Source organism: Neoroseomonas lacus, from assembly GCF_014644535.1.
In the GTDB taxonomy this organism is placed as follows: domain Bacteria; phylum Pseudomonadota; class Alphaproteobacteria; order Acetobacterales; family Acetobacteraceae; genus Neoroseomonas; species Neoroseomonas lacus.
In genome coordinates this window covers 410,914-434,494 of record NZ_BMKW01000003.1, presented here as the reverse complement: position 1 = coordinate 434,494, position 23,581 = coordinate 410,914, and the positions used below count along the sequence as shown (strand labels likewise).

The 23,581-nt window shown below is 68.9% G+C and carries 23 protein-coding genes; 17 read left to right on the top strand and 6 right to left on the bottom strand.

Features of this window, described 5'->3' with window-relative positions; genetic code table 11:
- Positions 1-9 precede the first annotated feature (9 nt).
- From topA to rpmG, 4 genes are all read left to right on the top strand, one after another.
- Complete coding sequence (gene topA, locus IEY36_RS08520; RefSeq protein WP_188966605.1) at positions 10-2,727, top strand: type I DNA topoisomerase; 2,718 nt, start codon at positions 10-12, stop codon at positions 2,725-2,727.
- Positions 2,728-3,083: 356 nt separating this feature from the next.
- Positions 3,084-5,240: a ribonuclease R gene (gene rnr, locus IEY36_RS08515; protein WP_188966653.1), complete on the top strand. Its 2,157-nt coding sequence runs from the start codon at positions 3,084-3,086 to the stop codon at positions 5,238-5,240.
- A gap of 80 nt (positions 5,241-5,320) precedes the next feature.
- Positions 5,321-6,751 carry a S41 family peptidase gene (locus IEY36_RS08510; protein ID WP_188966604.1) on the top strand — a complete coding sequence of 477 codons (1,431 nt, stop codon included), beginning with the start codon at positions 5,321-5,323 and terminating at the stop codon, positions 6,749-6,751.
- Between the two features lie 406 nt (positions 6,752-7,157).
- On the top strand, positions 7,158-7,325 hold the full coding sequence (rpmG, locus tag IEY36_RS08505) for a 50S ribosomal protein L33 (protein ID WP_188966603.1): 168 nt from the start codon (positions 7,158-7,160) through the stop codon (positions 7,323-7,325).
- A 175-nt stretch (positions 7,326-7,500) separates the two neighbouring features.
- On the opposite strand, the gene IEY36_RS08500 is transcribed toward rpmG, so the two are convergent.
- Entirely contained in the window at positions 7,501-8,874 is a 1,374-nt protein-coding gene (locus IEY36_RS08500) for a PleD family two-component system response regulator (protein ID WP_188966602.1), read from the bottom strand.
- A gap of 116 nt (positions 8,875-8,990) precedes the next feature.
- Here IEY36_RS08500 and IEY36_RS08495 point away from each other — a divergent pair, with 116 nt between their 5' ends.
- Positions 8,991-9,590 carry a class I SAM-dependent methyltransferase gene (locus IEY36_RS08495; RefSeq protein WP_188966601.1) on the top strand — a complete coding sequence of 200 codons (600 nt, stop codon included), beginning with the start codon at positions 8,991-8,993 and terminating at the stop codon, positions 9,588-9,590.
- A 127-nt stretch (positions 9,591-9,717) separates the two neighbouring features.
- Here IEY36_RS08495 and IEY36_RS08490 read toward each other — a convergent pair whose 3' ends face one another.
- The gene (locus tag IEY36_RS08490; RefSeq protein WP_188966600.1) at positions 9,718-10,359 is read right to left on the bottom strand and encodes a VOC family protein; all 642 of its coding nucleotides are present in this window, start codon (positions 10,357-10,359) and stop codon (positions 9,718-9,720) included.
- A 32-nt stretch (positions 10,360-10,391) separates the two neighbouring features.
- Entirely contained in the window at positions 10,392-11,114 is a 723-nt protein-coding gene (locus IEY36_RS08485) for a glutathione binding-like protein (protein WP_188966599.1), read from the bottom strand.
- A gap of 135 nt (positions 11,115-11,249) precedes the next feature.
- On the opposite strand from IEY36_RS08485, the gene IEY36_RS08480 reads away from it, so the two are divergent.
- The 5 genes from IEY36_RS08480 to IEY36_RS08460 all read left to right on the top strand — a co-directional run bounded on the left by IEY36_RS08480 (position 11,250) and on the right by IEY36_RS08460 (position 14,787).
- Positions 11,250-12,137 carry a M91 family zinc metallopeptidase gene (locus tag IEY36_RS08480; protein ID WP_188966598.1) on the top strand — a complete coding sequence of 296 codons (888 nt, stop codon included), beginning with the start codon at positions 11,250-11,252 and terminating at the stop codon, positions 12,135-12,137.
- Positions 12,138-12,158: 21 nt separating this feature from the next.
- Positions 12,159-12,719: a hypothetical protein gene (locus IEY36_RS08475; protein WP_188966597.1), complete on the top strand. Its 561-nt coding sequence runs from the start codon at positions 12,159-12,161 to the stop codon at positions 12,717-12,719.
- A 12-nt stretch (positions 12,720-12,731) separates the two neighbouring features.
- Positions 12,732-13,361 carry a DapH/DapD/GlmU-related protein gene (locus IEY36_RS08470; RefSeq protein ID WP_188966652.1) on the top strand — a complete coding sequence of 210 codons (630 nt, stop codon included), beginning with the start codon at positions 12,732-12,734 and terminating at the stop codon, positions 13,359-13,361.
- A 63-nt stretch (positions 13,362-13,424) separates the two neighbouring features.
- Complete coding sequence (locus tag IEY36_RS08465) at positions 13,425-14,288, top strand: PAAR domain-containing protein (RefSeq protein WP_188966596.1); 864 nt, start codon at positions 13,425-13,427, stop codon at positions 14,286-14,288.
- Positions 14,278-14,787 (top strand): hypothetical protein, encoded by a 510-nt coding sequence (locus IEY36_RS08460; RefSeq protein WP_188966595.1) that lies wholly within the window; start codon positions 14,278-14,280, stop codon positions 14,785-14,787. Before IEY36_RS08465 ends, IEY36_RS08460 begins: the two co-directional genes overlap by 11 nt.
- Positions 14,788-14,995: 208 nt before the next feature.
- Here IEY36_RS08460 and IEY36_RS08455 read toward each other — a convergent pair whose 3' ends face one another.
- A complete protein-coding gene (locus IEY36_RS08455) occupies positions 14,996-15,286 on the bottom strand; it encodes a hypothetical protein (RefSeq protein ID WP_188966594.1) in 291 nt (96 codons plus the stop codon).
- 249 nt (positions 15,287-15,535) lie between these two features.
- On the bottom strand, positions 15,536-16,720 hold the full coding sequence (locus tag IEY36_RS08450) for a pyridoxal-phosphate-dependent aminotransferase family protein (RefSeq protein WP_188966593.1): 1,185 nt from the start codon (positions 16,718-16,720) through the stop codon (positions 15,536-15,538).
- Positions 16,721-16,903: 183 nt separating this feature from the next.
- Between IEY36_RS08450 and IEY36_RS08445 the strand changes: the two genes are divergently transcribed.
- Entirely contained in the window at positions 16,904-19,804 is a 2,901-nt protein-coding gene (locus IEY36_RS08445; protein ID WP_229681212.1) for an FAD-binding and (Fe-S)-binding domain-containing protein, read from the top strand.
- Positions 19,801-20,373: a DUF924 family protein gene (locus tag IEY36_RS08440; protein WP_188966591.1), complete on the top strand. Its 573-nt coding sequence runs from the start codon at positions 19,801-19,803 to the stop codon at positions 20,371-20,373. The genes IEY36_RS08445 and IEY36_RS08440 overlap by 4 nt, the downstream gene beginning before the upstream one ends.
- A 21-nt stretch (positions 20,374-20,394) precedes the next feature.
- Here the strand turns inward: IEY36_RS08440 and IEY36_RS08435 are convergent, their stop codons facing one another.
- Positions 20,395-20,646 carry a hypothetical protein gene (locus IEY36_RS08435; RefSeq protein WP_188966590.1) on the bottom strand — a complete coding sequence of 84 codons (252 nt, stop codon included), beginning with the start codon at positions 20,644-20,646 and terminating at the stop codon, positions 20,395-20,397.
- Positions 20,647-20,708: 62 nt separating this feature from the next.
- Here IEY36_RS08435 and IEY36_RS08430 point away from each other — a divergent pair, with 62 nt between their 5' ends.
- The 5 genes from IEY36_RS08430 (at position 20,709) to IEY36_RS08410 (ending at position 23,571) form a co-directional block, all read left to right on the top strand.
- Positions 20,709-21,104, top strand: coding sequence for a hypothetical protein (locus IEY36_RS08430; protein WP_188966589.1), 396 nt, complete (start codon positions 20,709-20,711; stop codon positions 21,102-21,104).
- Between the two features lie 224 nt (positions 21,105-21,328).
- Complete coding sequence (locus IEY36_RS08425; protein WP_188966588.1) at positions 21,329-22,084, top strand: DUF1194 domain-containing protein; 756 nt, start codon at positions 21,329-21,331, stop codon at positions 22,082-22,084.
- A 244-nt stretch (positions 22,085-22,328) separates the two neighbouring features.
- Positions 22,329-22,889: a pyridoxamine 5'-phosphate oxidase family protein gene (locus IEY36_RS08420; RefSeq protein ID WP_188966587.1), complete on the top strand. Its 561-nt coding sequence runs from the start codon at positions 22,329-22,331 to the stop codon at positions 22,887-22,889.
- Positions 22,886-23,134 carry a DUF3253 domain-containing protein gene (locus tag IEY36_RS08415; protein ID WP_188966586.1) on the top strand — a complete coding sequence of 83 codons (249 nt, stop codon included), beginning with the start codon at positions 22,886-22,888 and terminating at the stop codon, positions 23,132-23,134. The genes IEY36_RS08420 and IEY36_RS08415 overlap by 4 nt, the downstream gene beginning before the upstream one ends.
- Complete coding sequence (locus tag IEY36_RS08410; protein WP_188966585.1) at positions 23,131-23,571, top strand: DUF1499 domain-containing protein; 441 nt, start codon at positions 23,131-23,133, stop codon at positions 23,569-23,571. The genes IEY36_RS08415 and IEY36_RS08410 overlap by 4 nt, the downstream gene beginning before the upstream one ends.
- The last annotated feature ends 10 nt before the right edge of the window (positions 23,572-23,581 follow it).

The following is a 23,581-nucleotide window of genomic DNA, read 5'->3' as shown; positions in this document are numbered from 1 at the left end:
TCCGACCGAATGTCCGATGTTGTCGTGGTGGAATCGCCGGCCAAGGCCAAGACGATCGAGAAGTATCTCGGGCGTGACTTCACCGTTCTTGCCTCCTTCGGGCATGTCCGGGACCTCGAGGAGAAGGACGGCGCCGTCCTGCCCGACCAGGATTTCGCGATGGTCTGGGGCAAGGATGGGCGCGGCGAGGCCCAGGTCGGCAAGATCGCGCAGGCGCTGAAGGGGGCGAAGCGGCTGTGGCTGGCCACCGACCCGGATCGCGAAGGCGAGGCGATCTCCTGGCATGTGAAGGACATGCTCGGCCAGCGTGGGGCGCTGAAGGGCAAAGATGTCCAGCGCATCACCTTCAACGAGATCACCAAGCGGGCCGTCCAATACGCGGTGGAGCATCCGCGCGAGTTGGATGTGCCGCTGATCGACGCGTACCTGGCGCGGCGCGCGCTGGATTACCTGGTGGGGTACACGCTCTCGCCGCTGCTGTGGCGCAAGCTGCCGGGGTCGCGCTCGGCGGGGCGCGTGCAGTCGGTCGCGCTGCGGCTGATCTGCGAGCGCGAGGCCGAGATCGAGGCCTTTAAGGCGCGCGAATACTGGTCGATCGAGGCGAAGTTCCAGACGCCGGCGGGCGCGCCCTTCACGGCGCGGATGACGCATCTGGATGGGAAGAAGCTCGACCAGTTCGACCTGAACGAGGCCGGCAGCGCGAACCGGGCGAAGGGGCTGGCGGAGGCGGCGACCTATGCGGTGGCGTCGGTCGAGAAGAAGCGCAGCAGGCGCAACCCGCCGCCGCCCTTCATGACCTCGACCCTGCAGATGGAGGCCAGCCGCAAGCTGGGGATGGGCGCGCAGCAGGCGATGCGCACCGCCCAGCAGCTCTATGAGGCCGGGCACATCACTTATATGCGAACCGATGGTGTCTCGATGGCACGGGAGGCGATTGCCGCCATCCGCGAGCATGTGAAGGACGCCTTCGGGCCGGACTACATGCCGGTGACGCCGCGCGAGTATCAGTCGAAGCAGAAGAACGCCCAGGAAGCGCACGAAGCCATTCGCCCGACCGATGTGACCCGCACGCCGGAAGCCATGGGGCGCGAGTTGGATGGCGCCCAGGGGCGGCTGTACGAGTTGATCTGGAAGCGCGCAGTGGCGTCGCAGATGAGCGCGGCGGAGCTGGACCAGACGGCGGTGGACATTGCCAGCGAGGATGGGAAGATTCGTTTCCGGGCAACGGGTTCCGTCGTGGCTTTCGACGGCTTCCTGAAGCTGTACCGCGAGGATGAGGACGACCGCGCGGCCGATGCGCGCGCCGGCATCAAGCCTGCCGAACCGACCGAGGATGACGAGAGCCGCATCCTGCCGCCGATGGCCGAGCGGGACCCGCTCAAGCGTGGCGCCATCACCGCGAGCCAGCATTTCACCCAGCCGCCGCCGCGATTCTCGGAAGCCTCGCTGGTCAAGCGGCTGGAGGAGCTGGGGATCGGGCGGCCATCGACCTATGCCTCGATCCTGCAGCGGTTGCAGGACTTGAAGTATGTGACGCTGGAGAAGCGACGCTTCATCGCGCAGGACCTCGGGCGGATGGTGACGACGTTCCTGGTGCGGTTCTTCGACAAATACGTCGATACCGGCTTCACGTCGGCGATGGAGGAGAAGCTCGATTCCATCTCGGCCGGCGAGGCCGATTGGCGGGCGGTGATGCGCGCCTTCTGGTCGGAATTCTCCGCCGCTGTCGAGGCGACGCGCGATCTCAAGATCCGCGACGTGATCGATGCGCTGGACGAGGATCTCGGCCCGCACATCTTCCCCGCGCGGGCCGACGGCACCGACCCGCGGCTGTGCCCGACCTGCGGCAATGGGCGGCTGGGGTTGCGGCTGGGGCGGACGGGGGCCTTCATCGGCTGCTCGAACTACCCGGAATGCCGTTACACTCGGCCCTTCGGCGTTGATTCCGGCGAGGGCGAAGGGGCGGCGCCGGCTGAACAGGAACTCGGCAACGACCCGGCCACTGGCCAGACGGTGACGATGAAGCGCGGGCCCTATGGCTTCTACATCCAGCTCGGCGAGCCCGGGACGGATGCCAAGGGCAAGCCGACCAAGCCGAAAAGAACAAGCCTTCCCAATGGAATAACGCCCGATATTGTTACGCTGGATCAGGCACTGGGGCTGCTCTCCCTGCCGCGCGCCATCGGCTTCGACCCGGAGACAGGCGAGGAGATCACCGCCGGGCTTGGGCGCTTCGGGCCTTATGTCCGGTGCGGGACGGTGTTCAAGTCGCTCGACAAGGATGACGACGTGCTGACCGTCGGCATGAACCGGGCGCTGGTGCTGCTGGCCGATGCGCGGGCGCGGGTGCGCGAACTCGGCGTGCATCCGAAGGACAAGGAGCCGGTGAGCGTCCGCAAGGGGCGCTTCGGCCCCTATGCCCAGCATGGCAAGACAGTCGCCAACCTGCCGCGCGACGTGGCGATGGAGGATATCAGCCTCGAGGACGCCGTCGCGCTGCTGGCGGAGAAGGGCAAGGCCCTGAAGCCGCGCGGCCCGGCCGGGCGCAAGGCCGCCGCGCCGAAGTCGACCAAGAAGGCGGCAAATGGCGAGGCGCCCGCCGCCAAGGCGCCGGCGCGCAAGGCGGCCGCCAAGCCGGCTGCGAAGAAGGCGCCGGCGAAAGCCAAGGCGAAGGCACCGGCCAAAGCGAAGCCGAAGGCCAAAGCCGCCAGCAAGTCGGTCGGCTGATGGTCCGCCGCGGGCCGCCGCCCAAGGGGCACAAGGCGCGCACGCGGACGGGCAAGACCGTCGGCGGCGGCAAGGTGACGCGCTCGGGCAAGAGCACCCGCCCCCGCGCCGCCGCGGCGGAGGATGCGGCGGCGCAGGATGCCCGGCGCCAGCGGGCGACGCATGACGCTGCCGCCGCGCCAGGCGCCACGGCGCCGACCGAGGCCCGGCGCGACACACCCGATGCTGCCAAGGCGCCGCCTGCGGCGCGGGCAGGTCGGGCCGCGCGCGGCGAGGCCAACGGCGCTCCGCCCACCGCCCGCCCGCAGGCCAGTTCCCGCCGCCGTGCAGCCGTCCGGCCCGATGAACCCGCCCCGATGCCGACCAAGGCGGCGCTGCGGGAATTCCTCGCGACCGCCGCCGGGCGCGTCACCAAATCGGACATCGCCCGCGCCTTCGGCCTGACCGCCGACCAGCGGCAGGAATTGCGGCTGCTGATGCGCGAACTTGCGGCCGAGGGTGGGGCGACGCCGGCCGGCAAGCGCGGCGTCATCGCCCCGTCACGCCTGCCGGAGATCGCGCCGGTCGAGATCACCGGCACCGACCCTGATGGCGACCCGATCGCCAAGCCGGTCGGCTGGCGCGGCGAGGACCGGCCGCCGGTCATCTACATGCATCCCGAACCGGCCGGGCGGCCGGCGCTGACGGCGGGGGAGAAGGTACTCGCCCGGCTCAAGCCGATCGGGCCGGGCAAGTATGAGGGGCGCACCTTCAAGCGCATCGGCGGCGCGCCGCCGGCCCGCATTCTCGGGGTGTTCGAGGAAGGCCGCATCATCCCGACCGACCGGCGGCAGAAGGGCATCTGGGAAGTGCCGCGCGGCGAGGAAGGCGGGGCCAGGCCGGGCGAGATCGTGCTCGCCGAGCCGCTGCCCTCGGCCCGGCATTTCGGCCCCAAGCCGGCGCGCATCATCGAGCGGCTCGGGACGATGGGCGAACCGCGCTCGGTCTCGCTGGTCTGCATTCATGCCCACGGCATCCCGGACGTTTTCCCGGCCGAGGCGGTGCAGCAGGCCGAGCGCGCCCGCGGCGTCGCGGCGCATGGCCGCACCGACCTGCGCGAGACGCCGCTGGTCACCATCGATGGCGAGGATGCGCGCGACTTCGACGACGCCGTCTTCGCCGAGGCGGAGGGCGCCGGCTGGAAGGTGCTCGTCGCCATCGCCGATGTCGCGCATTACGTCACCACGGCATCGGCGCTCGACCGCGAGGCCTGGGCGCGCGGCAATTCGGTCTATTTCCCCGACCGTGTCGTGCCGATGCTGCCCGAGGCGCTCTCCAATGGCTGGTGCAGCCTGCGGCCAGCCGAAGATCGCGGCTGCCTGTTCGTCGAGATGCGCTTTGACAGCGAAGGGCGGAAGCAGTCGCACGCCTTCGGCCGCGGCATCATGCGATCGGCCGCCCGGCTGACCTATGAGGAAGTGCAGGCAGCCCATGACGCCGGCACCGACCCGGCCGCCCTGCCCGCCGGCCATGTCGCGCGGCTGTACGGCGCCTTCCGCGCGCTGCTGGCGGCGCGGGAGAAGCGCGGCACGCTCGATCTCGACGTGCCGGAACGCAAGGTGGAACTCGACCCGCAGGGCCGCGTCGCCGCCATCGTGCCGCGCGCCAGGCTCGACGCCCATCGGCTGATCGAGGAATTCATGGTCGCCGCCAATGTCTGCGCGGCGGAGGAGCTGGAACGCCTGGTGCAGCCCTGCATGTACCGCGTGCATGACCGCCCCTCGGACCAGAAGCTCGAAGGGCTGCGGCAGTTCCTCGCCACCTTCGACGTCTCGCTGCCGCAGGGTGACCGGCTGCACCCGCGCGACTTCGCCCGCGTGCTCGAGAAGGTGCGCGGCACGCCGCATGAGCGGCTGGTGAATGAAGCAGTGCTGCGCGGCCAGTCCCAGGCGGCCTATTCGCCCGACAATCTCGGTCATTTCGGGCTGGCGCTGCCGCGCTATGCGCATTTCACGTCGCCGATCCGCCGCTATGCCGATCTGCTGGTGCATCGAGCGTTGATCCGCGGCCTGAAGTTTGGCCGCGACGGGCTGGATGAGGGCGAAGCCGCCCGCTTCCCCGACACCGCCGAGCACATCACCTCCACCGAACGCCGGGCCGCGGCGGCCGAGCGTGACGCGGTGGACCGCTACCTCGCGGCGCATATGGCACAACGGATGGGAGAAACATTCGAGGCCCGTATTTCCGGGGTGACTCGCTTCGGCCTCTTCGTCACGGTGGAGGAGAACGGGGCCAGCGGGATCGTCCCGCTCGGATCGCTGCCGGACGACCGATGGGATTTGGACGAGGCCACGCAATCGTTGGCCGGTCGCAGGACAAGACTGGTGTTCCGGATGGGCGACGCCGTGGAGGCCCGCTTGGCCGAGGCGAATGCACGAACCGGCGGCATGGTGTTCCAGCTCATGCAGGGGACCCCCGGTCGCGGGCGCACGAGCCCCGCCGCCAAGGGCAGGCCGCGCGACCGCCAGCGCTAATCCTGCTGCTGCTGCTCCTGCTGCCGGGCATTGCCGCGGCGCAGGAGGTCTCCCGCACCGGGGCATATCCGCGCGACGAGATGCGGCTCGTGCTCGGCGCCGGCTTCGCCGCGATTCTCGAACGTCACCTGGAAGCGGCGACGCCGGCCGACCTGCTGGTCTGGTCGCTGACCGGCATGACGCAGATCGACCCTGAACTGACCGTTCATCGCCTCGCGGGTCGTGTCCAGCTTCGCCTGGGTGACCGCACGCTGCTCGCACGCGACGTGCCGACGCGCTCGGAAGGCGAGAGCTTCGCCGCCGCCGGCGGCGCCGCAGCCGACCGGTTGACGCTGTTCCAGCAGGCGGGCTGGGGGGCTTCGGTGACGTTGCGCGCGGCCGGGGCATCCGGGCTGATCAAGCACAGTTTCGAGGCGATCTTCAGCCATCTCGACCCGTTCAGCCGCTACATCACGCCCGAGGAAGCGCAGGCGGCCCGCGAGCGGCGCACCGGCGAGGCGGGGCTGGGGCTGCGCCTCGCGCCTGGGCGGGGCTCGGGCACGGTGATCGCCGCCATCACCCAGGGCGGGCCGGCCTCGGAGGCCGGGCTGATCGTCGGTGACCGGGTGCTGGCGATCGACGGCGTCGCGTTGCGCCCGCGCGATGCGGCTGGCGCGGCGGGGCTGCTGGAAGGGGCGGCCGGGTCCGATGTGGTGCTGCTGGTCGAGCGCAACCGGCGTCGGCGAGAGGTCACCTTGCGCCGCGTGCTGCCGCCTGGCCGCCCGGTGACGGCCGAGCGGGTGGATGATGTGCTGATCATCCGCGTGCCGTCCTTCACTGCCCATACGGAACGCCAGGTCGCCGCCGCGCTGCTCGGCGCCATCAGCCAGGGGGCGCCAAAGGCGGTGCTGCTCGACCTGCGGGGCAATCGCGGCGGGCTGCTCTCCCAGGCGGCGGCGGTGAGCGACATCTTCCTCGGCGCCGGGGAGGCGTTCCGCACCCTGGGCCGCCACCCCGAGGCGAGCCGCATCTACATCACCGGGGGGCCGGACCTTGCCGCGGGACTGCCGATGGTGGTGCTGGTCGACGGCCGCACCGCGTCATCGGCCGAGATCGTCGCCGCGACCCTGTCGGACCGGCGGCGCGCCGCGGTGGTCGGTACCTCGACCACGGGCAAGGGGTTGGTGCAACTCGTGGTGCCGCTGCCCGATGGGGGCGAATTGTTGATGAGCTGGTCGCGGCTGATCATGCCGAATGGCTGGCCGCTGCAGGGGGTCGGCGTGGTGCCGGGGCTGTGCACCGATGGCGGGCCGGTGGCGGCGGCCCAGGCGCTGGGGAGACTGCGCCAGGGCGACCGGCCGATGGGCGAGGCGCAGTCGCGCCAGCAGGCCCTGCGACACCCGGTGGACCCGGCCGAGGCCGAGGCGTTGCGCGCGGCCTGCCCACCGGGGGAGATGCCGGAGGCGGATTTGGCCGTGGCGCGAGCGCTGGCGCTGGACCCGGCGGCCGAGGCGATGGCGCTGCCGCCTTGAGGCGGATCGCGTTCGGATGGGGTCATCCGGACGCGTGACGATAATCGTCAAGGAATGGCTGGAGCAGTCGGCGTGAACACAGGTTGACGCGGCATGATCCAGCATCGTGATCCGGTCGGGAAGCGCCCCGGTGCCATTGGCCGGTCGGGGTCGGCGCGCGCCTGGATGCTCGACAGGCGTCGCGGGTCGGTGTCGCGCCAATCGACCGGCGGTTGCGGCGGCGATTCTCGCGCGCCTTTTGAGCGCCGGAGTGACCGCCTGCGGCACCGCGGTGCGGGTTTTCGTCACGCAAGGTCAGGAAAATCGCCCCTGGCGTGCCGGTCTTGCTTGACGCCAGCGTCGCGGCCGTTAGGTTGCGGCCTCTCGCGCCCGGGGACCACTCACCCACGGGCCATGGAGTCATGTCATGGCGAAGTCGAATACCATCCTGATCCGTCTCGTGAGCAGCGCTGATACGGGCTACTTCTACGTTACGAAGAAGAACACCCGCACGATGACCGCGAAGATGGAGAAGAAGAAGTACGATCCGGTGGCGCGGAAGCACGTCGTGTTCCGCGAAGCCAAGATCAAGTAATCTGCGGGCGGGCCAGCCCCGCCCTTGGGATTGCCGGCGGCCGATGCCGCAGGTCGAACGGGCGCGCTCTCGGGCAGCGCCCGTTTGTCGTTGCGTGGCCGCGTGTCGGATACGGCACCTGCCCTCACCCATCCGGGATAGCGGCCGTGGGGGCATCGTCCGGACGCGCGTCGCGTCAGGCCGGCATCGCGCCCCAATCCTCGGCGGTGGCTGCCTCCACGCGATTCCGTCCGCGATCCTTGGCCCGGTACAGCGCGGCATCGGCGACACCGATCAGCCCATCCGCCGCCGCCTGGCCGCGCGCTACCGCGAGGCCGATGCTGACGGTGACCGGCAGCGCCAGGCCGCCGACCTTCACCGGGTCGTCGGCGATCGCGGCGCGCAGCCGTTCCGCCACGGCGAGGCCTTCCTCCTCGCCCGAGCTGGCCAGGACGACGAGGAATTCCTCCCCGCCGTAGCGGGCGACCACGTCCACGGTGCGCAGGTGGTCGCGCAGGCGGCCGGAGACCGCCTTCAGGGCGGCGTCGCCGGCGGCATGGCCGTGCTGGTCGTTCAGCGGCTTGAAACGATCGACATCGATGAGCAGCACCACCGCCGTCGCCCCGGTGCGCAGCAGCGATTCGAGGTGTCGGCGCACGTAGCGACGGTTGCGCAGGCCGGTCAGCGAATCGGTCACAGCCAGTTCCAGCGACCGGTCGAGGCTTTCGCGCAGCAATTCCTGGTACCGCCGGCGACGGAGCTGGTTGCGAACCCGCGCACGCAGTTCCGGGGCATCGACCGGGCGCATCACGTGGTCAGAGGCGCCGAGGTCGAAGGCGCGCAGCACGGTGTGCCGCTGGTCCTCGCCAGCCAGCAGCACCAGCGGCATGTCGCGGATCTCGCCATGGGCACGCAGGCGTGACACCAGGCGTAGCGCATCGCCCCCGGCCAGCGGCACGCAGAGCAGGGCGAGGTCATGCGCCGCGTCCTGCAGGCGGTCCCAGGCGACGGTCTCGTCGGCCGCGTGTTCGACCTTCATGCCATCGGCGGCGAGCGCCGCGCCGACCGCCTGGGCTTCGGCGGTCAGGCCACCGGCGAGCAGCAGGCGCGCGGCGGAGAAATCCTCCACCGGTGGGCTCTGCGTCTCGAAGCCAAGGTCGCGGGCGGTCTCGGCGCGGACGCGCCAGGCGTCGAGCACCTGCTTCATGCGCAGCAGCGCGCGCAGCCGGGCGAACAGCAGCGCGGTGTCGACGGGCTTCGAGATGAAGTCGTCCGCGCCCACTTCGAGCCCGCGCACGCGTTCGGATTGTTCGGTGAGCGCGGTGACCATCACCACCGGGATATGCGCGGTGGCCGGCTGGGATTTGAGCCGGCGACAGACCTCGTAGCCATCCATCCCCGGCATCATCACGTCGAGCAGGATCACATCCGGCGCCCAGGCGGCGGTCAGGGCCAGCGCCTCCGGCCCCGAAGCGGCCAGCGCCACCTCGAAGTATTCGGCACGCAGCTTGGCTTCCAGCAGGCGGAGATTTGCCGGAATGTCGTCGACAACCAGTACACGCGCCGTCACGCCCGTTCTCCCCGCGCTGTGCCATCCAACCGTAACTGGCCAGCAACGGCAACCAGACTTATCAGGGTTCGGCTGACAAGCCCTTGAATCGTCACATTATAGTCATGGAGAACCGCATGTCGGGGATCACCGCCGGGAACCGCTCGTCCGGCGCGCAGAAGGGTGGTTTCGGCCTTTTCCTGAAGCGCTGGGCTGCCAATCCGCTGCAGATGGGTTCGGTGGTGCCGTCCTCGCGCGCGCTGGGTCGGCGGATCGCCGCGCAGGTCTCGCGCAGCGCCGATGAAGTCGTGGTGGAACTCGGCGCCGGCACCGGCGCGGTGAGCCGTGCGCTGCTCGATGGCGGCGTGCCGCCGGACCGGCTGGTGGTGGTCGAGATCGTGCCCGACATGGCCCGTCACCTGGCGCGCACCCTGCCCGGCGTGACGGTGATCGAGGGCGATGCCTTCGCGCTGTCCGAGGCATTGCCGGCGGCACTGCATGGCAAGGTCGGCACGGCCATCTGCGGCATCCCGTTGGTTCTGCTGCCGATCGACCAGCAGCGCCGATTCGTCGCCGCGGTCGAGTCGGTCGCCCCGGGGCGAGGCTTCCTGCTGTACAGCTATTGCGTCACCTCGCCGCTGCCCGCACGCACGCTCGGCCTCACGGCGAAGCGCGAAGCCTGGACGCCGCTCAATTTCCCGCCTGCGAGTGTCTGGCGATACCGCCCTGGCGGCTGACAACGGCATCCGTTCCACCTGTGATCATCATCAGCGCAGTGCATTTTCTACACCTAGTACAGGTCGACCATAGATGAAGTCGCCGCCGGTGTAATTCTCCCCGGCGGCGAGGCGATGGGGGATGACGTCAGGCGCTGGTCAGCGTCACCTCACGGCCATCCTTGTGACGCAGATGGGCAATCAGGCGTACATGCGGGCTTTGGCGGATCTTCACCGCATCGGTCAGGCCCCGCGCCTCCAGCGCGCCGTGCAGCGCCTGGGTGTCGGGGTGTTCGGCCTCCAGCGAGGTCAGGCGCCAGCCGGAGTCCTTGATGTGCTTGGCGGCACGCTCGCTGTCCCATTGGATGAGCGCGGGGATCAGGTTTTCCATATCCTGGCGCTGCGGCGGGAAGGCCATGCGCCAGGCGTAGTCGCCGCGCGACATGGCGCGGATCTCGCCGGCACGCGAGGCGCCGAGCCGGGCCACCATCGGCTCCAGCGTGGGCGTCGAGGCGACATAGGCGATCAGCCGCGGCTCGGCTTCGAGCATGGTGCGCAGTCCGGCATCGTCGAGGTCGAACAGCCGCGGATGGGGCGGCTCCACCTGGCCAGGGTCCGGGGCGATGATCTCCAGGTAGCAATTGGCGCCGAGTCCGAGCAGCAGGTTGTGCGTGCCGAGGCCGACATGCGCGCCGCCCTTGGACGGCTTCACGCCGAAGGTTTCCTCAATGTAGCGGGCGCCGTCCTCGAGAGTGGTGGCGCCAATGACGATGTGATCGATCTCGGCCATGCGATTCCTGGGCTTTCTTGGTCCGGGCGCCGTCAGCGCGCCGCGAACTGGGTCTTGCCGAACATGATCTCACGTTCGGCATCGGTCATGGTGCCACGACGCTGGTTCTCTGCCAGCACCGCGACGCCGCGTTGGACAGCGGGCCTCGCGGCAATGGCATCGTGCCAGCGCTGGACGTTCGGATATTGACCGAGATCAACGTTGCGCCGCTCCGGATTCCGGATCCAGGGAAAGGTCGCGATGTCGGCCAGCGAATATGCCTCTCCGGCCAGATAGGGCGATTCCGCCAGGCGCTTGTCGAGCACCCGGTGCAGCCGTGCCACCTCATTCGTGTAACGCTCGATCGCGTAGGGCAGTTTCTCGACCGCGTAGTTGGCGAAGTGGTTGTACTGGCCGAACATCGGACCGACGCCGCCCATCTGGAACATCAGCCATTGCAGGGCGGTGTAGCGGGTGGCGGGGTCGGTCGGAATCAGCGCGCTGCCGGCCTTCTCGGCCAGGTAGAGCATGATCGCGGCGCTTTCGAACAACTTGAGGGGCGCTCCGCCCGGGCCTTCGGGGTCGATGATGGCGGGGATGCGATGGTTGGGGGTGATGGCGAGGAATTCGGGGCGGAACTGCTCACCCTTGCCGATCGCGACAGGAATCACTTCGTAGGGCAGGCCCCTGCCCTCCTCTATCAGTTCCTCCAGCAGGATATGGACCTTGTGGCCATTCGGGGTCGGCCAGGTCCAGAGCTGAATGGGTGACGGCATCGGTGCTCTCCTTCGTCAGTGGCGAAGGGTGCGCCAGCCGGCACGGGGTGACAACGCCGCGGGCATGGCAGGAGCGGCGCTTGCCGCGACGCCCGCGGGCCGCGACATTGGCTTTGATGGAGTGATGGAAGAGACATGGTCGGATTCCCCGCCGCACGGCTGACCGACCTGCACATCTGCCCGATGTTCACGGTGCTGGTGCCGCATGTCGGCGGGCCGATCGCAGGACCCGGCGCGCCCACCGTGCTGATCGGCAAGTTGCCGGCCGCGCGGGTGACCGACATGTGTGTGTGCGTCGGGCCGCCAGACATGATCGCCAAGGGCTCGGCGACCGTGATGACGATGAAGATGCCGCAGGCGCGCATCCTGGATAACTGCGCCCATGGCGGGATCATCGTGCTCGGCTGCTTCACCGTGCTGGTCGGCGACGGGGCAGGTGGCGGCGGTGGCGGCGGCGGGGCCGCCGCGGCGTTGCTGGCGAAGATCCTGTCGGGCAAGTCGCAGATCAAGCTGGAGGGGTCACCGGAATTCCAGCTCAAGACGATGATGGCGCTGGCCAAGCTGGCGGCGACGCCGACCGGGCTGGCCCTGTTGCAGAGCCTGGATGCGGCGCCGCATACGACGACCATCAAGCAGAGTACCGACGGCACCAATTCCGAGGACGGGGCCGGCTACACCAACCCGCTGACCGGGGCGCCCGGCGCGGGCACCGATGCCGTGGTGCATTTCAACCCCGACAAGGACAAGCTGAACGGCCGGCCGGACCAGACGCGCGACCCGGCGATCGGGCTGGGGCATGAGCTGATCCACGCCGACCACGATGTGCACGGCACCAATGTGAAGGCGACCAGCAACTACACCGGCGCGGATGGCAATACCTATTCCGCGCCAGGGTATGAGCAGCAGGCGGTCGGGCTCGGGCCCTATGCCAATGATCCCTTTACCGAGAACAAGCTGCGCAAGGATTTCGACGACCAGGGGATCAGCAAGAACCCGCATGAATACCAGCGCCCCCGCTACTGAACGACGGACGGAACGAACCCGATGGCGAGCCTTTCGGTCACGATCACAGGCCTGACGCGCGAAGCGCTGTATCTCGACGTCGTGCTGGTCAACACGCGGGTGACCGACATCTTCGTCGCGGCGGTATTGTTCAGGCAGGACAATGTCGGCAATCGCGACCGCGACCCGGCGCTGCTGTTCGCCGCGCGCGGTTCGGGCGAGCGCGTCGTGATCGGCAAATGGGTGCCGAGCGTGCCGGAGGGGCGGAAGGTGGAATCCGAGCCGGTACCGTATTTCACCAAGCTCGAGCCGGGGAAGCGGTGGGAGAATGCCTGTGAGCTGCCCCTGCCGGTGCGCTGGTTCGGGTTCTACGGGCCGCCGCCGACGCCGCTGCGGGAGCCGCGGATGTTGCCGAGCCTCGGATTCAATCTCGGCATCCTCGATTCGGCGCGGTTCCCGCCCGGGGCGGGGGTGATCGTGCCGTCGATGGCGTCGCCGCCGGGCGCGCCGTTGGAATGCGACAGCGGGTTCGGTAAGCAGTTGCAGGAATTCCTGACGAGCGAGATCGCGTTGCCGGCGCCGGGGATTCCTTCGTTTATCTGAGGGTGGGTGTCGATGGACCAGGCGGTGAAGCGGGCGAAGCTCGCGGAGACCTTTGTGCATCCGAGCGTGAAGCTGCGCGAGGTCGTGCTGGGCGCGCATTGCGAAGTGCTGGAGCGCTGCGCGGTCGAGTATTCGACGATCGGCGACGCCTCCTATCTCGGGCATGACTGCCAGGTGGCGGATACGACGATCGGGAAATTCTGCGCCATCGCCGCGCATGTTCGGATCGGGCCGCCGAACCATCCGATGGAGCGGCCCTCGCTGCATCGCTTCACCTATGTGCCGGAGTATTACGACGCCTCGAAGCAGCGCGACGCGGCGTTCTTCGAGGCGCGGCGGGCGGCGCGGGTGACCATCGGCAACGATGTCTGGATCGGCCATGGCGTGACCGTGCTCGCCGGCGTCACGGTGGGCGATGGGGCGGTGCTCGCGGCCGGGGCGGTGGTGGCGAAGGATGTGGCGCCCTATGCGATTGTCGGCGGCGTGCCGGGGCGGGTGATCCGCGACCGCTTCCCGCCCGCGATCGCCGATGCGTTGCGCCGCATCGCGTGGTGGGACTGGCCGTTCGAGACGGTGATGGAGCGGCTCGAAGATTTCCAGTCGGACGACATCGTGAGCTTCATCGCACGTTGGGACGTGTAGGCTTGCCTATACTGCATCACGGCCCGCCGTACCGGGCATGGTGCAACATGGGGAATGTGAGGAATGGTCGGCTTTCCCGCCGCGCGCCTGACCGACCTGCATCTCTGCCCGATGGTGACTGGCATCGTGCCGCATGTGGGCGGGCCGATCACCTCGCCGGGGGCGACGACCGTGCTGATCGGCAAGCTGCCGGCCGCGCGCGCGCTCGATGTGTGCACCTGCATCGGCCCGCCGGATGTCATCGCGCAGGGATCGACGACGGTGCTGTCGTGCAAGATGCCGCAATCGCGCATCCTCGATACCTCCCTGCATGGGGGCATGATCATTCTGGGTTGCTTCACCGTGCTGGTGGGCGGTGCTGCCGCCAACATGCAAAGCCAGGCGGCGGCCATCGCCGCGCATAACGGCAGCACGCGGGTCTATGTCGATCCGATCACCAAGACGGTCTATATCACGACAAACATGGAATATTCCGGGCCGGGCGCGACCCAGGCCTATGCCGATGCCGCCAAGAAGCAGATCGAGGACACCTGGTCCGGCACCATGACGGTGAATGGCGAGACCTATGCCGTGAATGTGCAGGTCAACACGAAGGTGAATACCTCCGGCACGGCGACGGCCGGCTATGACCAGATCACCGTGGATCCGGCGCAGAACCGCATGGACCAGTCGCTCTATGGCAATGGCGAGGGGCGGCAGACCCCGGCGGCGGCGACCGATGCCGGCCGGCCGCGCCGCATCGCGCATGAATATGGCCACACACTCGGCCTCGATGACGATTACCACGACACGCCGACAGGCACGGCGAAGAACCCCGGCGCGCCGCCGAATGACATCATGGCCGAGACCTGGCCGGCCGCCGATGGCACCCTGCCCCACCCGCATCAGAGCCATTACGACCAGGTGTTGAAGAACCATGGCTATTGAACCCGCCCCCTGGGTGGCCGACGCCGCGGCGCTGCGCCGGAGCTATGCCGGCGATCCGGTGGGGTTCGTGCAGCGCGGTTTCCGCGCGAGTTACTGGCGCCGGGGTGGCGAGGTCGGGCCGGACTGGGCGTCGGACCTTCTCGAGTTGGCTGCCGCCGGCGATGATGCGGTGGCGACCTGGACCAAGGCGCGGCCGACCCCGGCCGATTTCACGGTCTTTGACGTCGAGCGGTGGCAGGGCGCGCCGCCGCGGCGGATGATCCTGCTGATGCTGGACTGCCTGCTGGGCGATGCGCTGTTCGAGCGCGACATTCCGGCCGAGCATCTCTCGCAATACCGCGGCACGGTGAACGAGACCTTGGTGCTGGAGGTGCCGCCCATCCGGGTTGAGAAGACCCTGTACCGGGCGGCGGACTTGCCCGAGACGGCGCGGCTGCGCGCGGCGGCAGCCGAGGTCACGCGCTGGCTGCAGGAACACGGGCGACTGTTGCCGGCCTGAGAGGCTGTCTGCAAACGCGCCATTCGGCCCGTTTCCGACCGCAGGCGCTTGGTGGGTGGCGGTGGCGCGCCTCACAGCAACGGCCGAATTCCTCGATCGTTGGCATCCGCTCTTCCCTGCCCTCAAGCGCCGGGCGCAAACCTCCGGTTTGCTTGGCTTTCTCAACGCTATCGGCCTCGGCACGAGTCAATGCCTCGTGCCGTTGGTCTCAGCGTGCCAGCAGCGTGGCCAGGATGGCGGAGGCTTCCTCGTCGAGCGGCATGCCTGCCGTTGGCTTGCCGGCGCGCCGGTACCAGTAGCCGGCATTGGCGAGGTCGCCTTCCCGATGATGCAGATAGGCATGGACCCAGGCGCTGTCGGCGTCCTCGCCGGCCTGGGCGGCCTCATGGGCGCGCTGCCAGTCCCCGCGAGCGTCCCACCAGAGCGCCAGCAGCGGGGTGGGCAACCCGTCCGGCGGCGCGGCCTCATCCAGGCTGCGCCGAAACTCTTCAGCATCCATCGCACCAACCCTCCACCCAGCCGCCACGTCGGCCCCGCCCTGACCGGATGGCCAGCTGTGGCTGGCATTCATCGCCTGCGATGCCGACCATAGCCCAAGCCGCCTGCCGCCGGCGGGCGGCGTGGCCGCGCCCGGCATTCGAGGCCTGCCGGACGGGTGAGCGGTGATCCGGCGTTCGGCGGCGATGGGGCACCGTGAAACCCGGCGCCCCTGATCCCGGCTTCGCCCATCCGCGACGCCGGGATGACGTCACGCATTGCCGGCGAGGTAGTCCATCGCCGCCAGCACGCCGCCGGCCTTGTAGGGCACGCCGGCCTCGCGCAGGCCCATCTCCACACCGCCCAGCGTGCCGATCAGCGGCAGGTCGCCGAAGTCGCCGAGATGGCCGATGCGGAAGACGATGTCGTTGAGCTGCCCAAGCCCGTTGCCGAGCGACATGTTGTGCTTTTCGAGGATCGTCGCGCGCAGCGCGTTGGCGGAATGGCCTTCGGGTAGGCGCACGGCGGTGAGTGCCGAGGAGTAGTGGCGCGGTTCCGCGCACTGGATCTCGAAGCCCCAGTGCCGGACGGCGCGACGGGTGGCTTCGGCGAAACGGTCGTGGCGGGCGAAGACGTTGTCGAGGCCTTCTTCCAGCAGCATGTCCACCGCGGCGTCGAGGCCATAGAGCAGGTTGGTCGCCGGGGTGTAGGGGAAGTAGCCGGTCGCGTTGGATGCCAGCATCGGCTTCCAGTCCCAGAAGGAGCGCGGCAGCTTGGCCGTCTCGGACGCCTTCAGAGCCTTGGCGCTGATCGCGTTGAAGGACAGGCCGGGGGGCAGCATCAGGCCCTTCTGCGAGCCGGCGACGGTGACGTCCACGCCCCATTCGTCATGGCGGTAGTCGATGGAGCCCAGGGATGAGATGGTGTCCACCAGCAGCAGCGCCGGGTGGCCGGCGGCGTCCATGGCGCGGCGGACCTCGTCCACGCGCGTGGTGCAGCCAGTGCTGGTCTCGTTGTGGACGACGCAGACAGCCTTGATGGCGTGCGCCTTGTCGTCACGCAGGCGGGCCTCGATCTGGGCGACGTCGGCGCCACGGCGCCAGTCGGTCTTGACCAGGTCGGTGACGATGCCGAGGCGGCCGGCCATTTCCTGCCACAGATGGGCGAACCAGCCGGTCTCGCACATCAGCACGCGGTCGCCGGGGGACAGGGTGTTGGTCAGGGCGGCTTCCCAGGCGCCGGTGCCGGAGGCCGGGTAGATGATGACGTGGGATTGCGTCTTGAAGACGTGGCGGACCTTCTCGAGCAGTTGCTTGCCGAAGCGGCCGAAATCCGGGCCGCGATGGTCCATGGTGGGGTTGTCCATGGCGCGCAGCACGCGGTCGGGGACGTTGGTGGGTCCCGGGATCTGCAGGAAGTGGCGGCCGGCGGTGGGCTTGGATTGGTAGTAGGCCATGGATGGGCTCCCGTGTTCTCGGGCACTTCATGCGCCAGGGCGCGGCGCGGTGCCAATGAGTTCGGCGCGTCGGGGCCATGAGCGGGGCTTGTGCAATCCATCAGGAGTATCCATTCGGCTGATGGGGCGACGGGCTGTAGGGTCCGCTTCCGTAGTACCGGGGTTGCGCCGATGAACGTCCAGATGAAGACACGCCCGAGCCTCGGCGACAGCCGGCTGGCCGACCGATTGCGGCGGGAGACACAGGGCGAGGTGCTGTTCGCGCCGGCCGATCGCGGGCGGTATGCGACGGATGCGTCCATCTACCAGATCGAACCCTACGGCGTGCTGGTGCCGCGCAGCCTGGACGATGTGCAGGCGGCGATGACGCTGTGCCGGGAGGAAGGCATCCCCGTGCTCGCGCGCGGTGGCGGGACGTCGCAATGCGGGCAGACCGTGAACCGGGCGCTGGTGCTGGATTGCACGAAGTATCTACGCGGCGTGATCGAGGTGGATGCGGCGGCGCGGATGGCGCGGGTGCAGCCGGGGATCACGTTGGGGGCGCTGAATGATGCGTTGAAGGGGCATGGGCTGTTCTTTCCGGTCGATCCGTCGACTTGGCAGCGCTGCACGATCGGGGGGATGGCGGGGAACAATTCCTGCGGGTCGAAGTCCATTCGCTACGGGTTGATGGCGGATAATGTCACGGCGATCGATGCGCTGTTGGCGGATGGGTCGCGCTTCACCTTCGGCGAGATGCCGGACAATCTCGGTGGGGATGTACCGGCGCCGGCGGCCGAGTTGATCCAGCGCCTGCGCGCGCTGGGGGCGCGCGAGGCGGAGGAGATCGCGGCGCGGTTTCCGAACCAGTTGCGGCGGGTTGGTGGGTACAACATCGAAAGTTTGACGCCGGCGGCACGGGCGGAGGGGCGCGGCAATCTGGCGCGGCTGCTGGTGGGGAGCGAGGGGACGCTCGCGTTTTCCGCAGCGCTGGACTTGAAACTTTGGCCGATCAAGCCGCGCAAGACTCTCGGCATCTGCCAGTTCCCGACCTTCCGCGCGGCGATGGCGGCGTCCCAGCATCTGGTGACGCTGAATCCAGAGGCGGTAGAGCTGGTGGACCGGACGATGATCGACCTCGGGCGGTCGATCCCGATCTATCGGGCGACGATCGACCAGATGGTGAAGGGGGAGCCGGACAGCCTGCTGATCGTCGAGTTCCATGGGCATGAGGAGGCGCCGCTGTTGCAGGCACTCGACCGGCTCGAGGAGATGATGGGCGATCTCGGCTATCCGGATGCGGTAGTGCGCGCGACGGATGCCGGGTTCCAGGCCGCCATCGCCGAGGTGCGCGAGGCCGGGCTCAACATCATGATGTCGATGAAGGGCGACGGGAAGCCCGTGTCCTTCATCGAGGATTGCGCGGTCGCGCTGCCCGATCTTGCTGATTACACTGAGCGTTTGAACGAGGTGTTCGCGCAGCACGACACCAAGGGCACCTGGTATGCGCATGCCTCCGTCGGCTGCCTGCATGTGCGGCCGGTGCTGAACATGAAGAATGGCGAGGATGTGCGGAAGATGCGCGCCATCGCCGAGGAGTGCTTCGCGCTGGTGCGCGAATACAAGGGCAGCCATTCGGGCGAGCATGGCGACGGCATCGTGCGCTCGGAATTCAACGAGCCGATGTTCGGCAGCCGCATCGCCCGTGCCTTCGAGGAGGTGAAGGACGCGTTCGACCCGAAGGCACTGCTGAACCCGGGACGCGTGGTGCGGGCGCCGAAGATGGATGACCGCACGCTGTTCCGCTACGCGCCGGGTTATGCGGCGGATGCGGCGATCACGCCGGTGCTCGACTGGTCCGAGTATCCGGGGCCGCTGGGCGGGCTGCTGAGCGCGGTCGAGATGTGCAACAACAACGGCACCTGCCGGAAGTTCGACGCCAACGTCATGTGCCCATCCTATCGCGCGACGCGGGATGAGCAGCATCTGACGCGTGGGCGGGCGAATACGCTGCGGCTCGCGCTGACCGGGCAGTTGCCTGGGGCGCTGGCGTCCGATGAGGTCGCGGAAGCGGTGAAGCTGTGTGTGTCCTGCAAGGGCTGCAAGCGGGAATGCCCGACCGGCGTCGATATGGCGCGAATGAAGATCGAGGTGCTGGCGGCACGGGCGAAAACGCATGGCATCGGCTGGCGGGAACGCATCATCGCGACGATGCCGCGCTGGGCGCGCTGGGCGTCGTTGCTGCCGCCGCTGGCCAATGCGCGGGATACGGTGCCGGGGCTGGCACGACTGTCGGAGACGGTGCTCGGCCTCGCGGCGGAACGGTCCCTGCCCCGCTTCGTCTGGGGCGCATTTCATGACGCCGAGTTGCGCGTGCCGGATGGGCGCGAACGTGAGGTCATCCTGCTGCCGGATGCCTTCAATCGGTACTACGAGCCTGCCAATCTGCGCGCCGCCATCGCCGTGCTGCGCGCTGCTGGCTATGACCCGGCCATCGCGCGGGCGGCGCGCGGTGCGCGGCCACTGGATGAGGGGCGCACGCTGCTTTCCGCCGGGCTGGTCGATCGGGCGCGCGACGAAGCGCGGCGCACACTGGAGGCGTTGTCCGCGCACGCCTCGCCGGTGGTTGGCATCGAGCCTTCTTCGCTGACAACGCTACGCGATGAGTTCCTCGCGCTGCTGCCAGGCGAACCGGCCCGCGCGCTGGCCGCCCGCGCCTTCCTGCTGAGCGAATTCCTCGACCGCGAGAAGGCCGTGCTGCCGCTGAAGCCCCTGCCGGGCGAGGCGCATATCCATGGCCATTGCCACCAGAAGGCCTTCGGCGCCTTCCCGCCGGCCGTCGCGCTACTGAAGCGAATCCCGGGGCTGACGGTCACGCCGATCACGTCGTCCTGCTGCGGCATGGCCGGCGCCTTCGGCTATCAGGCGGAGACGCTGGCGGCGTCGAAGGCGATGGGCGAGTTGTCCCTGTTGCCAGCGGTGCGCGCGGCCGCGCCGGACGCCTTCATCGTGGCGGATGGCACATCCTGTCGCCATCAGATCGCCGATCTGGCAGGACGGGAGGCGCTGCATTCCGTCCAATTGCTGGAAAGGGCCCTGGCATGACCACGCCGCTCGACGTCCTGTCCTTCTGGTTCGCCGAGGGACCCGACACGTTCCGCGACGCCTGGTTCAAGCGCGACGACAAATTCGATGACGAGATCCGCACACGCTTTGGCAACCTCGCTGCCGCGGCGCAGACCGATGCGCTGGCGACGTGGCGCAATACCAGCGCGGGCGTGCTGGCCTTGGCGATCCTGCTCGACCAATTCTCCCGCAACCTGCATCGCGGCCGGGCGGAGGCCTTCATCGCCGATCCGCTGATGCGGGTGATCGCGCGGGACGCCGTGCTGGTGCGGCGGCAGGATCTCGGCCTGACGCCGACCCAGCGCATTTTCCTGTACCTGCCCTTCGAACATTCCGAGGCGATGGCGGATCAGAACCTGTCGGTCGCGCTGTTCGAGGGGCTGCGCGACGACCCGCGCATGGCCAAGCCGGATGGGACGATCGACTACGCGTGGCGGCACCGGGCGGTGATCGCCCGCTTCGGCCGCTTTCCCCACCGCAACGCGGCGCTGCGGCGGGAAAGCACGCCGGCGGAGCAGGCTTGGCTGGCGTCCGGTGGCGGTTTCTGAAGCAGGGCCGCGGCGGCGTTCCTACCAGCCGAACTGGCCGATCAGGCTAGCCGCATTGGCGTCGCACCAGGCGCCCGGCAGGCGCTGCGGATGGGCATCGTCGAGCGGCCACCTCCCATTGGCGCCGATGTTCGGCACCGTCCCGGCACCGGCGAAGGCGAGCAGCCTGCTCCCGCCATATTCGACGGTCGTGCCGACATGGCCGAAGAAGTCACCCCAGGTCGTGGTGATCGCGTAGGTCTCGTTCTGGAACCCGGTGCCGCCGTTGCGCACGCCGAACAGATGCGTCCCCCAGCCGGCGGCATGGCGATTTCGTATTGCGTGTGGGTGCTGGTGTGGCTGCTGATGCGCTCCCCGCCGGGGAAGACACCGACGTCGAGCGCCGCGCGCCATTGCGAGTAGAACACGCCGCCATCGGCCAGTTCGACATGCTCGCCGCAGAACAGGCAGGCGCCGCCATAGAGCGAGACCGGGTTGGTATGCAGGTCGGCCTGCCAGAACAATTCCCGCACCATCAGGATCAGGCGCTGATAGGGGTCGCTGAAACCCACCCAGTCCGAGGTGAGGTCGTTTTAGATGCGCGCGGCATCGGCACCACCGCCGGCTTCCATCGGATCGGGAGGGGTCAAGCCTGGCATGGTGCTGCCTCTCATGAATGCCGCACATCACTTCACACCAAATGCGTGCATGACAACGTCATTTATTCTCAAAAAATGCACATCGATTGGTAGCGCCTGAACCGCCTTGATTTTCCATGCCTGCTTTATGGGCGGTACCCGTCCCCCAAGCCCGCGTAATGGACAATTCTGCTCTCGATAGCGGCATTTTATGACAGTATCGCTGAGATATATGTTGCGACGCACAACGACGTTCCTTATTTGTGCAGGCAAGAAACCTTCGATGCGGAGCGGACAGGAAAGACCACTACCCACTCTGGCCGTGCAGGAGGGTTCCCATGCTGCGTCCCCTGTCCAGACGCGTTCTGCTCGCCGCCGGCCTTGCCGCCCCGGCCCTGATCACATCACGCAATGCCCGCGCCTCGACTGAGGTCGATGTCGAACTGGTGCTCGCGGTGGATGTCTCCCGCTCGGTCGATGCCGAGGAGATGGAGATGCAGATGCGCGGCTATGCCGAGGCCTTCCGCGACCCTCGCCTGGCCGAAGGCATCGCCGGCGGCCCGCTCGGCGCCATTGCTGTCACCCTGTTCGTCTGGTCGGACTGGAACATCCAGCACACGCTGGTCCCCTGGATGCAGCTCGACGGGGCGGCCAGTTGCGCACGTTTCGCCGCAGCACTCGATGGCGCCTCGCGCGAGACCTATCTCTATACCTCGATCTCCGGCGCGATCGACTTCGCCGCCACCCAATTCGGCCAGCGCTTCGAGGGGCTGCGCCGCGTCGTCGACATCTCAGGCGACGGGGTGAACAATTCCGGCCGCCAACTTGCCGCCGCGCGAGCCGAGGCGCTGGACCGCGGCATCGTGCTGAACGGCCTCGCCGTGCTAGACCGCACGCCGCAGCCCTCGGCGCTGCTCGCCGGCCTGCCGCCGGTGGACGAATATTATCGCGACGAGGTGATCGGCGGGCCGGGCGCCTTCCTGATGGTAGCCGAGGGGTATGAATCCTTCTCCGGCGCGGTGCGGCGCAAGATCATTCGCGAGATCGCCGCCCTGCCGGCACAGGGGCCGCTGGTGGAACGGGCCTACGGCTGAGGGCTGGCGGCGCCGGCCCGCATCGCCGGCGCACGACCGATCCAGGCCGGCGATGCCGTTTCAGGCGGCGCAGGCCGGCGCCGACATGCCAGGACGGCCCGCGAGGGCTTGCGAAGCGCCGGAATGGCGCCATACCGGCGAGGATGACCCAACGCCTTGCCCTCATCGGCGCCGGCCTTGCCGTGCAGCCCTTCGAGAAGCGGATCGGCCGCGCCGGCGCTGCTCCGGCTGACGCCGTGCCGGCATGACGCTGGAGGAGGCGCTGCGGGCCGCCTTCGCCGCCCTGGAAGCGGGCGCGCGGCTCCGCCACGGCGCGTTCCACACCCCGGCGCTGGCGACGATCGGCCGCGATGGCGCGCCGGCGCTGCGGACGGTGGTGCTGCGCGGCTTCGACGCCGCGACCCGTTGCCTCGCCATCCACACCGATTGCCGCAGCGCCAAATACGCCGAGCTCATCGCCGACCCGCGCGCCGTGCTGCATGGCTATGATGCGGCGACGCGGATGCAGCTGCGCTTGGCCGGGCGTGCGACGCTGCACCATGACGATGCCATTGCCGATGCCGCCTGGGCGGCCAGCAGAAAGACCAGCCGCATGACCTACGCCACCGCCTGGACACCGGGCACCGCCCTGCCCGCCCCGCCCGCCGCGCCCGAGGATCCCGTCGGTGGGCGGGCGCATTTCGCCGCCGTGCTGCTGCGTTTCGACCACCTGGACTGGCTGCTGCTCGACCCGGCGGGGCATGCCCGCGCCCGGTTCGACTGGGCCGCCGATGGCGCCATGGCGGCGAGCTGGGTCGCGCCATGAGCGAGCCCGCGATCCGTGACGCGATCCTTGCCCAGGCCCGCGCCTGCGGCCCGGAAAAGAGCTTCACGCCCGAGGATGTGGCGCGCGCCCTGACCAGCGAGAACTGGCAATCGCTGCTGGCCCGCATTCGGCGCGAGGCGACGGTGCTGGCGCGGGAAGGCCAGATCGACGTGCTGCGCAAGGGCAAGCCGGTCGATCTCGACGTGGAGGTTCGCGGCGTCATCCGGCTGCGGGCGCGGGCATGATCGGGCTGATCTTCTCGCGCGGGGCGGAGGGTGTGCCGCCGCCCCAGCCGCTCGACTTCGCGACGCTGGTGCTGCCGTCCTCGCCCAATACCTGCCTGCTGACGCCGAGCACGGCGCCGGGCCAGGGGCACCTGCACCACGACCCGTTTCCGGTGACGACGGAGGCCGCCTTCGCGGCGATCCGCGCCATCGCCGCCGGGCAGCCGCGCACCTACCCCCTCGCCGACTATCCGGCCCGTTTCCAGGCGCAGTGGGTGGTGCGTTCGCGGTTAATGAACTACCCCGACATCGTGGTGGCGGAGGCGGCGCCGGCAGGTGACGGCACCGGGCTTTGGCTCTATTCGCGCAGCCTGCTGGGCCGTTCGGATTTCGGGGTGAACCGGGCGCGCGTCATGGCGTGGCTCGGCGCCTTCGAGGACCGGCTGCGTCGCGGCTGAAGGAGAGTTT